This window comes from Actinomyces timonensis, from assembly GCF_040702965.1.
Taxonomy (GTDB): domain Bacteria; phylum Actinomycetota; class Actinomycetes; order Actinomycetales; family Actinomycetaceae; genus Actinomyces; species Actinomyces timonensis_A.
Genome location: NZ_CP159989.1, coordinates 2,439,720 through 2,452,460, shown reverse-complemented (window position 1 = coordinate 2,452,460; position 12,741 = coordinate 2,439,720). Strand labels below are relative to the sequence as shown.

12 protein-coding genes are annotated in these 12,741 nt (G+C 69.4%); 6 read left to right on the top strand and 6 right to left on the bottom strand.

The annotated features are described in order from the left end of the window. Positions 1–168 precede the first annotated feature (168 nt). The 3 genes from ABXS69_RS10585 to ABXS69_RS10575 all read left to right on the top strand — a co-directional run bounded on the left by ABXS69_RS10585 (position 169) and on the right by ABXS69_RS10575 (position 3,646). The gene (locus ABXS69_RS10585) at positions 169–1,356 is read left to right on the top strand and encodes a Fic/DOC family N-terminal domain-containing protein (RefSeq protein ID WP_366180607.1); all 1,188 of its coding nucleotides are present in this window, start codon (positions 169–171) and stop codon (positions 1,354–1,356) included. Between the two features lie 145 nt (positions 1,357–1,501). Next, the gene (locus ABXS69_RS10580; RefSeq protein WP_366180606.1) at positions 1,502–2,812 is read left to right on the top strand and encodes an ISL3 family transposase; all 1,311 of its coding nucleotides are present in this window, start codon (positions 1,502–1,504) and stop codon (positions 2,810–2,812) included. Positions 2,813–2,893: 81 nt separating this feature from the next. Then, positions 2,894–3,646 carry a hypothetical protein gene (locus ABXS69_RS10575; protein ID WP_366180605.1) on the top strand — a complete coding sequence of 251 codons (753 nt, stop codon included), beginning with the start codon at positions 2,894–2,896 and terminating at the stop codon, positions 3,644–3,646. Between the two features lie 37 nt (positions 3,647–3,683). On the opposite strand, the gene ABXS69_RS10570 is transcribed toward ABXS69_RS10575, so the two are convergent. The 3 genes from ABXS69_RS10570 to ABXS69_RS10560 are packed head-to-tail and all read right to left on the bottom strand — an operon-like array spanning position 3,684 to position 5,853. Beyond that, on the bottom strand, positions 3,684–4,433 hold the full coding sequence (locus tag ABXS69_RS10570) for an ABC transporter permease (protein WP_366180604.1): 750 nt from the start codon (positions 4,431–4,433) through the stop codon (positions 3,684–3,686). A 20-nt stretch (positions 4,434–4,453) separates the two neighbouring features. Further along, a complete protein-coding gene (locus tag ABXS69_RS10565; RefSeq protein ID WP_366180603.1) occupies positions 4,454–5,275 on the bottom strand; it encodes an ABC transporter ATP-binding protein in 822 nt (273 codons plus the stop codon). Beyond that, the gene (locus ABXS69_RS10560; protein ID WP_366180602.1) at positions 5,272–5,853 is read right to left on the bottom strand and encodes a TetR family transcriptional regulator; all 582 of its coding nucleotides are present in this window, start codon (positions 5,851–5,853) and stop codon (positions 5,272–5,274) included. Before ABXS69_RS10560 ends, ABXS69_RS10565 begins: the two co-directional genes overlap by 4 nt. 182 nt (positions 5,854–6,035) lie before the next feature. Between ABXS69_RS10560 and nrdF the strand changes: the two genes are divergently transcribed. Further along, positions 6,036–7,010, top strand: coding sequence for a class 1b ribonucleoside-diphosphate reductase subunit beta (nrdF, locus tag ABXS69_RS10555; RefSeq protein ID WP_366180601.1), 975 nt, complete (start codon positions 6,036–6,038; stop codon positions 7,008–7,010). 324 nt (positions 7,011–7,334) lie between these two features. Then, positions 7,335–8,141 carry a hypothetical protein gene (locus ABXS69_RS10550; RefSeq protein ID WP_366180600.1) on the top strand — a complete coding sequence of 269 codons (807 nt, stop codon included), beginning with the start codon at positions 7,335–7,337 and terminating at the stop codon, positions 8,139–8,141. A gap of 20 nt (positions 8,142–8,161) precedes the next feature. On the opposite strand, the gene ABXS69_RS10545 is transcribed toward ABXS69_RS10550, so the two are convergent. From ABXS69_RS10545 to ABXS69_RS10535, 3 genes are read right to left on the bottom strand one after another with little or no spacing between them, the layout of a single operon-like run. Beyond that, positions 8,162–9,112 (bottom strand): nucleoside hydrolase, encoded by a 951-nt coding sequence (locus ABXS69_RS10545; RefSeq protein WP_366180599.1) that lies wholly within the window; start codon positions 9,110–9,112, stop codon positions 8,162–8,164. A gap of 14 nt (positions 9,113–9,126) precedes the next feature. Beyond that, complete coding sequence (locus tag ABXS69_RS10540) at positions 9,127–10,437, bottom strand: nucleoside transporter C-terminal domain-containing protein (RefSeq protein WP_366180598.1); 1,311 nt, start codon at positions 10,435–10,437, stop codon at positions 9,127–9,129. A gap of 42 nt (positions 10,438–10,479) precedes the next feature. Next, the gene (locus ABXS69_RS10535) at positions 10,480–11,424 is read right to left on the bottom strand and encodes a nucleoside hydrolase (RefSeq protein ID WP_366180597.1); all 945 of its coding nucleotides are present in this window, start codon (positions 11,422–11,424) and stop codon (positions 10,480–10,482) included. Between the two features lie 191 nt (positions 11,425–11,615). On the opposite strand from ABXS69_RS10535, the gene ABXS69_RS10530 reads away from it, so the two are divergent. Beyond that, entirely contained in the window at positions 11,616–12,527 is a 912-nt protein-coding gene (locus ABXS69_RS10530; protein ID WP_366180596.1) for a PfkB family carbohydrate kinase, read from the top strand. Positions 12,528–12,741 lie beyond the last annotated feature (214 nt).

Sequence of the window (12,741 nt, the reverse complement as noted above, 5' to 3'; positions counted from 1 at the left end):
GCCCGACGGCGGTGCCCCGGCTGACGCCGTCGGCGTGGCCCAGCACGGTCTGCATGTCTGTTAACGGACACACCGACACCCCTGATGTCACACAACACCCCGTTGTGTGACATCGAGGGTGTGGATATTTCATGCAACTCCCCTTAGGGTGACATCGTGGATGCCGCGATGTTCAGGAACCCTGCGATGGGGCAGCTCGTCACCATCTCGGGCTCCGACCGCCTGCGCGGTTCGTGGGAGCACAAGGCCTTCGTTCCGACCCCCTTACCTCATGCGGAACCGGAGCTGGGTGGCGCCACGTACCGGGCCGTGGCCGCAGCCGGACGCGCCCTCGCCGCCCTCGACGCCACGGCGCGTCGGCTCCCCAATCCCTACCTGCTGCGTACGCCCTCCTTGCGCCGGGAGGCGCAGGCCACCTCCGCCCTGGAGGGCACCTACGCGCCGCTCGCCGACGTTCTGACCGCCGACGACGAGTCCCCGACCACGGTGGAGATGCGCGAGATCCTTAACTACGTCGACATGGCGAAGACCGGCTTCGAGTGGGTGGACGAGGGGCGTCCCCTGACCCTTGGGCTTGTAGAAGACCTTCAAGGACAGCTGATGCGCGGCACTGCGCTTGAGAGGGAGTCGGGGCGGCTGCGCACCAGCCAGGTTGTCATCGGGCGCCGGGCTGGCGCCGGACGCGATCTGCCCCCTGTTGAGGCGGCGCGATTCGTCCCGGCGCCCCCGGGGGACCAGCTGCGCGCCGGCGTGGAGGACCTGCTTACCTGGGTTGGCACCGACCACAGCGAGCGCATCGACCCGGTAGTTGTCGTCGGCATGGCCCACTACCAGTTCGAGACGCTGCACCCCTTCCGCGACGGCAACGGACGGCTCGGGCGCTACCTCATCGTCCTGACCCTGCTGTGTCACGGCCTGCTGACCGAACCGACGCTGACGGTCTCCCCCTGGTTCGAGGCTCGCCGCGCGCAGTACTACGACGCCCTGCTGCGGGTGAGCACCGACGGAGACTGGGACACCTTCCTCACCTTCTTCGCCCACGGGCTCGCCGACGCCGCCACCACGACCCGCAAGCAGATGCTCGAGCTTGTCGAAGTTCAGGAGGCGTTGCGCCAGCAGGTGCGGGCCTCCCACCTGCGCTCGGCCCGCGCCCAGGACGTCGTCGACCTCGCCGTCGCCCACCCCTCGTTCACGGTCCGCACGGTCGAGCGCGAGACGGGCCTGTCCTACGGCCGGGCCAACTCACTGGTTGGCCAGCTCGTCGAGCTCGGCATCCTCACCGAGCTCAGTGCGCGCTCAAGCTCCCGGCGCTTCACCGCGCCGCAGGTGCTGAGCGTCCTGCTGAGTGGGGCCTGAGGCTCTGGGGCCCGGGCCGCGCGCCCCGCGTTGATAACCGGCTCTTCCCAATTGGGGGTGTAGTGGTGGTGTGTCGGTGGTGGGGTAGGGGTCGAGGTCTTCCGATGATGGGAGTTGTCACACAACCCACTCGAAAGACCTCGACGTGCCTAACGCTACCTTCACTGCGCCTGACCTGACCACTTTCACCGGCTTGGACGACCTTGGTCTTGAGGTGACCGGCCAGGTTGTTGATCCTGAGCGTGCGGTGCTGGCCTGCCGGGTGGTTGAACCCGACCACTGGTGTCGTCGGTGCGGCTTGCAGGGGGTGGCTCGTGACACGGTGACCCGGCGGTTAGCGCATGAGCCCTTTGGGTGGCGGCCCACCACGCTGCTGGTGCGGGTGCGCCGGTACCGCTGCCAGGGGTGTGGGCATGTGTGGCGCCAGAACATGGACCAAGCGGCCCAGCCCAGGGCACGCCTGTCACGGCGTGCCCTGGGCTGGGCGCTGGAGGCGGTGGTGTGCCAGCACCTGACCATATCCCGGGTGGCTCAGGCGTTGGCAGTGTCCTGGGACACGGCCAACGACGCGGTGCTGGCCGAGGCGTACCGGGTGTTGATCAACGATCCCTCCAGGTTCAACGGCGTCAGGGTCATCGGGGTCGATGAGCATGTGTGGCGCCACACGCGTAAGGGCGACAAGTACGTCACCGTGGTCATCGACATGACCCCAGTGCGCGCGGGTAGTGGCCCTGCCCGCCTGCTTGACATGGTTCCAGGCCGCTCCAAGCAGGCGTTAAGGACATGGCTGGCCGGGCGCCCCCAGGCCTGGCGCCAGGGCATCGAGGTGGTTGCCATGGACGGTTTCACGGGGTTTAAGACCGCCACCACCGAGCAGATGCCCCAGGCCACCGCCGTGCTGGATCCCTTCCACGTCGTGCGCCTGGCCGGTGATGCTCTTGACCAGTGCCGCCGGCGCGTTCAGCAACAGCTGCACGGTCACCGGGGTCGGGCCAGCGACCCCCTGTACAAAGCACGTCGTACCCTGCACACCGGCATCGACCTGATGACCCCCAGCCAGCAGGCCCGCCTGGAGGCACTGTTCGCACAAGAGGACCACGCCCAGGTCGAGGCAACCTGGGGCGTGTACCACAAGATGGTCGCCGCCTACCGCCACGGCGACAGGGCCAAGGGCAAGACCCTCATGCAAGAGGTGATCGCCGCCACGTCCTCCGGCGTGCCGCAGGCCCTCAGCGAGGTCCTCACCCTGGGCCGCACCCTCAAAAATCGGGCCGCAGACATACTCGCCTACTTCGACAGGCCCCACACTTCCAACGGCCCCACCGAGGCCCTCAACGGCCGCTTGGAGCACCTACGCGGCACCGCCCTCGGCTTTCGCAACCTCACCAACTACATCACCCGCAGCCTCCTCGAAACAGGCGGATTCAGACCCCACCTACACCCCCAATTGGGATGAGCCGAATATCTTTCTGGGCTTGATGGCGTCACGTCTATTGAGGTTGATGTGAATGCGGAGCTCCTAGAGGATGATCGCTGGATGGTGAATGTGGCACTCAAGGATGATCCTGACCCGGAATCGGTTCTGGCAATTGTTCTTGACGCCCGCAATAAGGTCATCAGTATTGCTGACGCCGACAAGGTTTATATGGATGTCACCTGGGACCAGGGTGCGACAACAGTGGCCTGCCATCTTCTCCTGAATGACGCTGAAAAGGCGGTCCCCGCGGCTGTGGGGGCGGTATCGTCCGACATGGAGAGAGTGAGTTTCTCCGAGGAGTGGATATCGCTCGATTATCGCAGCGTCAAGACTCTTTCGGAAAATTTTGTCTTGCCGTCGACGTCGCCGGTGCTGCAAGTCGGCTCACTGAAGACTGAGCAGGACGTGCTGGTCGGAGGATCGTATTGTTTTGTCTCGCACTTCAGAGGCATTGACCTCACCTCCGTGCCGGTCAAAAATGTGGCGGAGGCTGTTCCTTCGGGACAGCGACCCGGCGCGGTCGTGGACCTGGAGGCGGAGAACAGTGTCAATCAGGCGACTCAGTTGAAAGTGAACGGTCTGGGTGAGTACGGAGCCGGTGTGGACGTGGCGTCCGCGGGCTCGGTTCTGGCCGCGGTTCTTGGCAACCAGGCACTCCAGAGGGTTGAGCTCGGCACCACGGTGAATGACAGCTATGACTCCGAGATCGTTGCCTTCGATATGGAGGCCGGCGCCGCCGTCGGCAGCGGCGAGCCTCCCGAGCAGGGCGCGGCCATCCTGGCCGCAGCGCAACAGGCGGCTGCCTCGTCCTGACGGACGGCAGCCGCTCTCCGGTGCGAAGACGCTTCGGTCAGTCGGCGCCCAGTTGAAGGCGGTCCCAGGAGCGGAGCGTCAGCCAGGCCCCGATCGTGGCGACTGCCAGCGGCCCCATCAGCAGCAGCGCGCTGACGTCCCCGCGGTGTGTGGCCCAGGCAATCGGGATCGACCACGGGGTATAGACCCCGAGCCCGATGCCGGCGGCCAGGTTGGTGACGACGAGGATCACCAGCGTGAGGCCGATCCCGGCCAGGTAGCCGCGCCAGCGGGTCGCCGCCCACATGACCGGCAGGAGGGCGGCGCTGAGCAGCGCCGCGACCAGCATCAGCGTCACGAAGCAGCCGGCAGCCCCCGCCGCTCCGAGGCCGAGCAGCAGCCCCGCTGTCGTCAGCAGCACCGCCTCGCCAGCACCCAGCAGCACCGACCAGGCCAGAGCCGCCGCCATCTTCGCCGTGGCGATGCCGCGCAAGGCGGGCGGAATCGCGAACAGGCCCACAATGGTGCCGTCGGTGAACTCCCGCCCCACACACCAGGACATCACCACGCCCACAGCCAGGAGCGTAGTCGCGCTCACGCTCGTGACCCCGAGCTGGATGTAGCCGTCCCACCCCGGCGAGGTCACCATGGAGGCGGCCTTCCTCCCCAGATCGGTGTCGCCGGCGTGCATCGCCGCGGCGTACCCGCCGGCCGTGGTCACCAGGACCAGGGCGAGGGTGGCGAGTGTCGCCGTGCGCGTCACCGTGGCCCGAGCCAGCTTGCGAGCCTCCAGGCCGATAACGGTCATGAGCATGCTGCGTCCCATCGTCAGGAGGCCTCTCTCCGTCCCCAGGGCCGTCCGGCTCGGGAGGACCACCCCGAGCCGGACTCCGCGGCGGCCCGGTCAGCTGCCAGGACGACGTCGAAGAACGCGCGCTCAAGGTCCAGGCCCTCGGGCCTTCCGGGGTCGCCGGGCGTGATCGTGTCGATGACCCGTCCCCGGTGCAGGACGTCGACCTGGTCGGCGATCCGCGTCAGCTCGTCGAAGTGGTGCCCGGTCACCAGCACCGAGCCGCCACGACCGGTGACCTCCCGCAGGAGCCCCCGGAACCCGACGACGGCGAGCGGGTCGAGTCCGATGGTCGGCTCATCGAGGACGACGAGGTCTGGCTCATGCGCCTGGGCCCCGACCAGCCCCACCTTCTGGCGCGTGCCCAGCGACAGTCGGCGTGCGGGTACGTCGAGCCATTCGCTCAGCGCCAGCACTTCGCTCATCCGCTCAGCGACCCTGACGGCGCGCTCGGGGTCGGCGCCGTGGAGCCGGACGGCAGCCTCAATGTTCTGCCGGGTCGTGAGCTCGGGGTAGGACAAGGACGTCTCCACGAGATGCCCCACCCTGCGCCAGACGCCCCTGGGGCAGGAGGAGATATCGCGTCCGTACAGGAGGACCCGTCCGGTATTGGGGCGCAGCATGCCCAGGATGACGCGCAGAGCCGTGGTCTTCCCGGCGCCGTTGAGACCCACGACGGCGCGGCACTCGCCCTCCGTCATCGACATGCGCAGGTCCCGGAGAACGGGATGTCCTCGAAGGCTGACACTGACGCCCTCAACCGCCAGGGCCGGCGCCACCGGGCGAGCCTCGCCGCTCATGACTCCCCCAGGAGGGTGAGAAGGCCCTGGCTGAGTGCGGCGGCCGCGTCGTCGGCAGAGTCGGCAGAGGTGGCAGAGGCGGTCCTGTCCGCCCAGGCCAGGAGGAGGCTGATGGCGGCCCCCATGGCGGCGCCGGCCGCGGCCCGTGTCGCCGCGTCGTCGACCCCCGGAACGGTCAGTGCCTCGGCGATGGCGCGCTCGGTGTCCTGGCTCGCGGCTCGCACGGCGGCCGACAGCGACGGCGTGCCAGCCGCCAGGCGGATACGGTCCCGGAACTCCCGCGAGGACATCTCCTGGCGCGCCTGCTCCTGGCTCATCGCCGCAACCAGGCCGCGCACCGCCCGGGTCAGCGGCCGCCAACGCTGCGGCTGAGCCCGTACCGCCTCAGCGATGAGCGGATCGAACATGTCCGCCACCACCACGGACTCCTTGGTGGGGAAGTGGCGGAAGAAGGTCATGTGGGAGACCCCGGCGGCCCTGGTGATCGCGGTGACCGGGACGGCGTCGAACCCCTGCTCGGCGAACATCCCCAGGGCGGTGCGCCGGAGCCGGTCGGTGGTTGACGTGCGAGGAGTCATGCAGAAGAGGTTAGTCAGCCACAAAATGTGAGTCAATAACATTGTCGGCCGCACTCCGTGCCGGACGCGTCCCGTCCGCGGGAGCGCGGCGGGCGCCACAGTCGCCGACCGGTCGGGCATCACAGCCGCCCGGCGCCGTCGTCGGTAGCATGAGGGGAGCCGTCAACCTCCGGGAGGAACCCATGCGCGAGCCCATCAAGCTCATCGACCGCGTTCAGGCGATCAACTGGAACCGGCTCGTCGACGACAAGGACCTTGAGGTCTGGGACCGCCTCACCGGGAACTTCTGGCTGCCCGAGAAGGTGCCGCTGTCCAACGACATCCAGTCCTGGGCCACCCTGACCGAGGCCGAGAAGAACATGACCACCCGCGTGTTCACCGGCCTGACCCTGCTGGACACCATCCAGGGAACCGTCGGCGCCGTCTCCCTCATCCCGGACGCCCGCACCCCCCATGAGGAGGCCGTGCTGACGAACATCGCCTTCATGGAGTCCGTGCACGCGCGCTCCTACTCCTCGATCTTCTCCACCCTCATCTCGACGGCGGAGATCGATGAGGCCTTCCGCTGGAGCGAGGAGAACGCGAACCTCCAGCGCAAGGCGCGCATCATCCTCGACTACTACCGCGGCGACGACCCGGAGAAGAGGAAGGTCGCCTCCACCATGCTGGAGTCCTTCCTCTTCTACTCCGGCTTCTACGCCCCCATGTACTGGTCCAGCCACGCCAAGCTCACCAACACCGCGGACCTCATCCGCCTCATCATCCGCGACGAGGCCGTCCACGGCTACTACATCGGCTACAAGTACCAGCTCGCCGTGCGCGAGTCCTCCCCGGAGCGCCAGGCCGAGCTGCGCGAGTACACCCTCGACCTGCTCATGGAGCTCTACGACAACGAGGAGCAGTACACCGAGGACCTCTACGACGAGCTGGGCCTGACCGAGGACGTCAAGAAGTTCCTGCGCTACAACGCCAACAAGGCCCTCATGAACCTGGGCTACGAGGCCCTCTTCCCCGCCGACGCCGTCGACGTCAACCCTGCGATCATCGCCTCCCTGTCGCCCAACGCGGACGAGAACCACGACTTCTTCTCCGGCTCCGGCTCCTCCTACGTGATGGGCACCGCCGAGGCCACCGAGGATGCCGACTGGGACTTCTGAGCCCGTGGGGGGGGGCGGGCGCGCCCGTGAGGCCCCGGCCGACGGCCTCGCCCGTGCGCCCCGTCTACCGCCGATCCCGCCCGGTGGGTAGCGCGATCCATGGCGCGACCAGGCGCGGCGCAGCACGCTTAAGCCATGAGATCGATCGATCGCCGGGCAGGGGCGATCATTCCTGATCGATCTCCATGCGGCATCCGGTCGCACGCCCCTGGGCCGGCCGGGCGAAGGGCGGATCGCGCCGCATGGCACGGGCCGCCCTCTCGTTCGGGCCCGTTGTGACTCCACCCACCAGGCCCGGTCGGCGCGCCCCGCTACCCTGGCCCCATGAGCGACTACCTCGTGGGCCCCGGCGGCGTCGACCCCGCAGGCGAGCCCGCCCCAGCGCCGACGATCCCGCCGCTGCCGGCGCATGTGCGCTTCGGTATCCCCTTCAACGGGGTCGTCCCCCTGTGGTTCGACGGCGACCAGATCGCCTGGTACCGGCCCACCGATGGCACCGACCTCGCCGATGTCCTGGGTCTGGGGCACGTGGAGACCGAGCCTGGGCCCTCCTCCGTGCCCGAGGGGTGGGCTGAGCGCGTCGAGTTCGGGACGCTGGAGGAGGGCGGCCTGCGCCTGCGCGCCGAGGGCCCCACCGGGCGGCGCGCCATCAACGACGCCGGCGCCGGCGTCCTCGTCCCCCTCGGCGGGCCGCTGAGCGTGCCCGAGGCGATGAGCGGGGGCTTCGACACGGCATCCTTCGCCGTCCACATCGCCCGGCTCATGCTGAGGGCGGCTCGCGACGGCGCCATCCTCGTCTTCACCCTGCGCGCTCCTCGAGACCCCGAGGCGCACCACATCCTCTCCGTGCCCTCCGAGGTGGACTCCCAGCGTGTCATGCGCTTCCACCTGGGGACGCTCATGGAGATGGAGGGGGGCGCCTGGAGCAAGGCGGATCGCCGGGGCGGCATGTCGCTGCTCGACCTGTCCATCTCCTACGAGTCCCTCCTGGCCGGCGCCGGTCCCGAGGCCGAGCAGGGCCTGGACGCCGGCCTGCTCATCGAGCTCGCCGAGCCCGTCGTCGCCTGCCTGCTCAAGCCCGGCTTCCCCTTCGCCCTGGGCTGCTCCTACGTGATGCCCCAGCAAGGCTGACCGGCTCCGGGCTGCGCTGCTCAGCGGGCCCGCGCCAGGGCGGTGATGCGGGACATGAACTCGGCGAGGAACCTCTCGGCGTCGACGGCCACGGCCGCCCGGCTCGTCCTCGGGGCGCTCAGGCGCTCCACGTCCCCGATGGTGCGCCCCCGAGTCGGGCCCTCCAGGTCCACCGCGAGGTTGATGGGCAGCATCGTCACCAGGGACGGGTCCACGGCGACGCCGACCGCCAGCGGGTCGTGCAGGCCGCAGCCGCCGAGCCCGGGCGCCGTCGTCTCGTAGGCCCGGATGTAGTAGTCCGTCATATCCGCCAGGAACGCGCCCGCGGCCGTCCCCAGCTCGCGCCAGCGGCGCGTGTGCTCGTAGGTGAGCAGGGTCTGGAGGGTGACGTCGAGGCCGACCATCGTAGCGCTCACCCCCGAGCGCAGGACGGCGTCGGCGGCCTCCGGGTCCTGGCTGATATTCGCCTCCGACCACGGGCTGACATTCCCGCTCACCGTGAGCGCCCCGCCCATGAGCACCACGGTCAGCCGCTCAGCCAGGTCGGGGTCCTTCTTCAGGGAGGCGGCCAGGTTGGTCAGCGGACCCGTGGGCACGTACACGAGGTCCTCCCCGTGGGCGTGGGAGGCCTCGATGATGAAGTCGACGGCGCTCGTCCCCTCCGCGGTGCGGGACGAGGGGGCGAGGGCCACATCGCCCACGCCATTGCGGCCGTGGATGAAGGCGGAGATCTCCATAACCTCGAAGCCGTCGCGGGCCAGGGCGTGGGGCAGGCCAGGGTAGACGGGCACGTGCGGCGCTCCGAGCAGGTCGAGCACCGCCAGGGAGTTGCGCGCCGAGTCCTCCACGAGGACATTTCCGTAGGTGGTGGTGATGCCGATGAGCTCGGCCTCCGGGCTGCCCAGGGCGTAGGCGATCGCCAGGGCGTCATCGATGCCGGTGTCCAGGTCCAGAATGAGCTTGCGGGTCATGGTTCGCTCCTCCCTCACCAGACGAACAGGCCGACCATTGCGGCCGACAGCAGCGAGACGAGGATCCCGGACAGGAGCATCCGGCCCACGCTCTTGGAGATGAGGTCGTTGCGCTCGTTGTCCACCAGGCCCTTGAAGCAGCCGATGATCATTCCCAGCGTCCCGAAGTTCGCGAAGGACGTCAGGAAGACGGTGAGCACCGCCTGGTAGTGGCGCGCGTAGCCGCTGATCTCGGCGCTCACCTGCCCCATGGCCACGAACTCGTTGGTGACCAGCTTGAGGCTCATGATCTGGGACATGTCCCAGGCGGTGGAGGTGTCCAGGCCCAGCAGGAGCGCGGGCGCGTACATGACGACGCCGAGCGCCGACTCCAGGGAGAGCGGCTCCCAGATCGCCCCGAGGATCTTGTCGATGAGGGCGGCCAGGGCCACGAAGGTGATGACGTTGGCGGTGATGATGAGGATGAGCTTGCCCGCGCCCAGGATCGAGTCGCCCAGGAAGGAGAAGAACGGCTCCTTCACAGGTCTGCTCGCCGCGCGTCCCGGGACGCGGCGCAGGAGCCTGGTGGCCGCGCCCGCGCCGCCCTGGGCGCCCTGGGCGCCGTCGGCGTCCCCGGAGTCGCCGACCCCCTCGTAGGTGACGATGATGTCCTCCTCGGGCGGCACGTGGACGGGGTAGAGCATGGAGGTGACGATGAGCGCGTTGAGGCAGTTGAGGGGCACCGCCGTCAGCACGAACTCCGCCGGGACGATCTGGATGTAGGCCGCCAGGATCGAGGCCGTCACGCAGCTCATCGACATCATGGCGATGACGACGTTGCGCGCCGGGCTCATCCGCTGCACCTGCAGCTTGGAGACCGCCAGGGCCTCCGTGTTGCCCAGGAACATCATCTCGATGGAGTAGAAGGCCTCGAACTTGGGCTGGCGGGTGACCGCGCTGAGCCCCCGGCCGATCCACTTGATGAGCCAGGGCAGGAGGCCGATATAGGTGAGGATATCGAAGACGGGCACTACCAGCAGGATCGGCAGCAGGGCGCTGACCACGAAGTTCACGGGCTTCGGGTCCACGCCCTCGGCCCCCACCCAGTTCGTCAGGGCGAAGTTGATGCCCTTCCAGGCCACGGAGACGAGCTCGTTGAAGCCCGCGGCCGCGCCCTTGACGGCTGCGCGACCCCAGGTGAAGCTCGTGAGGACCCAGGCGATCACGAGGTTGAGGGCGGTCAGGATCGCCACGGACTGCCAGGGGATCCTCTTGCGGTCATGGGAGAGCAGCCAGCCCGCCGCCAGGAAGACGGCGAGGCCCAGGACGTTGATGGCCAAGTACATGGATCGGTTCCTTCGAGAGACGTGTTGGTGGGAGGGGACGGGTCAGCCGAGGCGCGCGAGCGCGTCGGCCACGAGCTCCCAGAAGCGCTCGGTGTCCAGTCCCATCCCCACCCGGGTGGTGCAGGCGGGGTCGGAGTCGTTGACGAGCGCGCGCATGTCGGCCACGGTCATCCCGTAGGTCAGCGTCCCGCGCAGCTCGACGTCGATCGGGCAGCGCCTGGTGGGAACGAGGCTCGGGTCGATGACGCGGGCGACGGCGCAGGGGTCGTGCGTGGGCGGATCCGGGAAGGCCTCCTGGTCCCGGTAGGTGGACCGGAAGAAGTCCATGAGCCCGCCGATGGCATCGGCCAGGCGCGGGTTCGCCTCGCACAGGGCCGCCTGGACCTCGGCAGTGCACAGCGCCCGGTGGGTGACGTCCAGCCCGATCATGGTCACGGGCCAGGACTCGTTGAGCACGATCTGGGCGGCCTCGGGGTCGCACAGGACGTTGAACTCAGCCACCGGCGTCGCGTTGCCGACCCCGTAGGCGCCGCCCATGAGGACGATCTCCTTGACCCGCGCGACGATGCGCGGCTCCAGGCGGGCCGCCATCGCGATATTCGTCAGCGGACCCGTGGGGACGATCGTGATCGTCCCGGGCTCACGGCCCATGATCGTCTCGATGAGCCAGTCGACGGCGTGCTGGGCGGCGAGCGGCCGGGACGGCTCGGGCAGGTCGACGCCGTCGAGACCGGTAGCGCCGTGGATGTAGGCGGCGTCAATGGGCTGGCGGATAAGGGGGCGTCGGCAGCCGGCGTGGACGGGCACCTCCGGGCGGCCCGCGAGCTCGCAGACGGCGCGGGCGTTATAGGTGACCTTGTCCAGGCCGTGGTTGCCGCCGATCGTCGTGATGCCGATCAGGTCGACCTCGGGGCTGCCCAGCGCGAGGAGGATCGCGATGGCGTCGTCATGACCCGGGTCGCAGTCGAGGATCATCGTGGTGGCCACATTCGACTCCTTTGTCAGCGTGACTGCCAGGGGGAGCGCGCCGGTCGCGCGCCGGACATGGGGCGAGCGGGTCGGCGCCCCCTGATCAACAGCCGCCCATTCTAGGCCATCGACCATAAGAAAAGGCGGGGATGGCAGGGGAGTGGGCGGTACCCTGATAGCCCGTCCGCCCAAGCGAAGGAGCTCATGCCATGGGGCGCGTCATCGTCGTCGGGTCGATCAACCAGGACATCACCGTCACCGTCGAGCGCTTCCCCGCGCCGGGGGAGACCCTGGCGGGGACGTCCACGAGCTACCGGCTCGGCGGCAAGGGTGCCAACCAGGCCGCGGCCGCCGCGCACGGGGGCGCCGAGGCCCTGCTCGTCGGCCGCGTCGGCGGGGACGCCGCGGGCATCACCCTGCGCGAGGAGCTGCGCGGCCACGGCGTGGACGTGAGCGCGCTGCGCACGGATGAGGAGATCACCACCGGCATCGCGTTCATCACCGTCAGCGCCGCCGGGGAGAACACGATCATCCTCGACGCCGGCGCCAACGCCCGCGTCACCGGCGCGCAGGCAGCCGAGGCGATCGACGCGGGTGCCAACGACGTCGTCGTCCTCCAGGGGGAGATCCCGGCGGCGACCAATGAGGAGATCATCGAATGGGCCCATCGGGCCGGGGCCCGCGTGGTCCTCAACCTTGCGCCCGTCTACCCGATCGCGCCGGAGGCCCTGGCCGGCGTCGATGTGCTCGTGGTCAATGAGACCGAGTGCGGGCTCGTGCTGGGCTCTCCCGCACCCAGCACACCGGAGGAGGCGCTCGCGGCGGCGGCCGCCCTGCGCGAGCGGGGGATCGCGTGCGTGCTCGTCACGCTCGGCGCCGCCGGGGCGGTGTGGGCCTGCGCCGAGGGCAGTGGGTATGCGCCGGCCATTGATCTGGGGCCCGTGGTGGACACGACGGGCGCCGGGGACGCGAGCGTCGGCGTGCTCGCCGCCGCGCTCGCTGCGGGGCACGGCTTCGCCTCGGCCGTGGCCGAGGGGATGCGGGCCGGCTCGACGGCGGTCCTCGCCGCCGGCGCCGCCGCCTCCTACGCGGCCATCGCCCCCGTCTCCCCCGCCCCCTGACCGAGACCGGTCGATATCACGACCGAGACCGGTCGCGGTTCTCAAGCTCCACTCCCGCGCCAGCCCCGCGGGACTGGGCGCCGCCCACGCCCCCGTCCCTCATGAGGCACGCGTGCCCGTTGCGCTTCATAGGGGCGGCCCATGCGATGCCTGGGGCGCAGGGCCGCAGCGGCCGCTGGTAGGGCGCTCCCCTTCAGAAGCGGCGGCGCGCGGC

What these genes read in the sequence shown, in the direction of transcription:
- ABXS69_RS10585 (WP_366180607.1), top strand. Translation starts at nt 169, where the DNA reads ATGTTCAGGAACCCTGCGATGGGGCAGCTCGTCACCATCTCGGGCTCC.
- ABXS69_RS10575 (WP_366180605.1), top strand. Translation starts at nt 2,894, where the DNA reads ATGGTGAATGTGGCACTCAAGGATGATCCTGACCCGGAATCGGTTCTG.
- ABXS69_RS10570 (WP_366180604.1), bottom strand. Translation starts at nt 4,433, where the DNA reads ATGACCGTTATCGGCCTGGAGGCTCGCAAGCTGGCTCGGGCCACGGTG.
- ABXS69_RS10565 (WP_366180603.1), bottom strand. Translation starts at nt 5,275, where the DNA reads ATGAGCGGCGAGGCTCGCCCGGTGGCGCCGGCCCTGGCGGTTGAGGGC.
- ABXS69_RS10560 (WP_366180602.1), bottom strand. Translation starts at nt 5,853, where the DNA reads ATGACTCCTCGCACGTCAACCACCGACCGGCTCCGGCGCACCGCCCTG.
- nrdF (WP_366180601.1), top strand. Translation starts at nt 6,036, where the DNA reads ATGCGCGAGCCCATCAAGCTCATCGACCGCGTTCAGGCGATCAACTGG.
- ABXS69_RS10550 (WP_366180600.1), top strand. Translation starts at nt 7,335, where the DNA reads ATGAGCGACTACCTCGTGGGCCCCGGCGGCGTCGACCCCGCAGGCGAG.
- ABXS69_RS10545 (WP_366180599.1), bottom strand. Translation starts at nt 9,112, where the DNA reads ATGACCCGCAAGCTCATTCTGGACCTGGACACCGGCATCGATGACGCC.
- ABXS69_RS10540 (WP_366180598.1), bottom strand. Translation starts at nt 10,437, where the DNA reads ATGTACTTGGCCATCAACGTCCTGGGCCTCGCCGTCTTCCTGGCGGCG.
- ABXS69_RS10530 (WP_366180596.1), top strand. Translation starts at nt 11,616, where the DNA reads ATGGGGCGCGTCATCGTCGTCGGGTCGATCAACCAGGACATCACCGTC.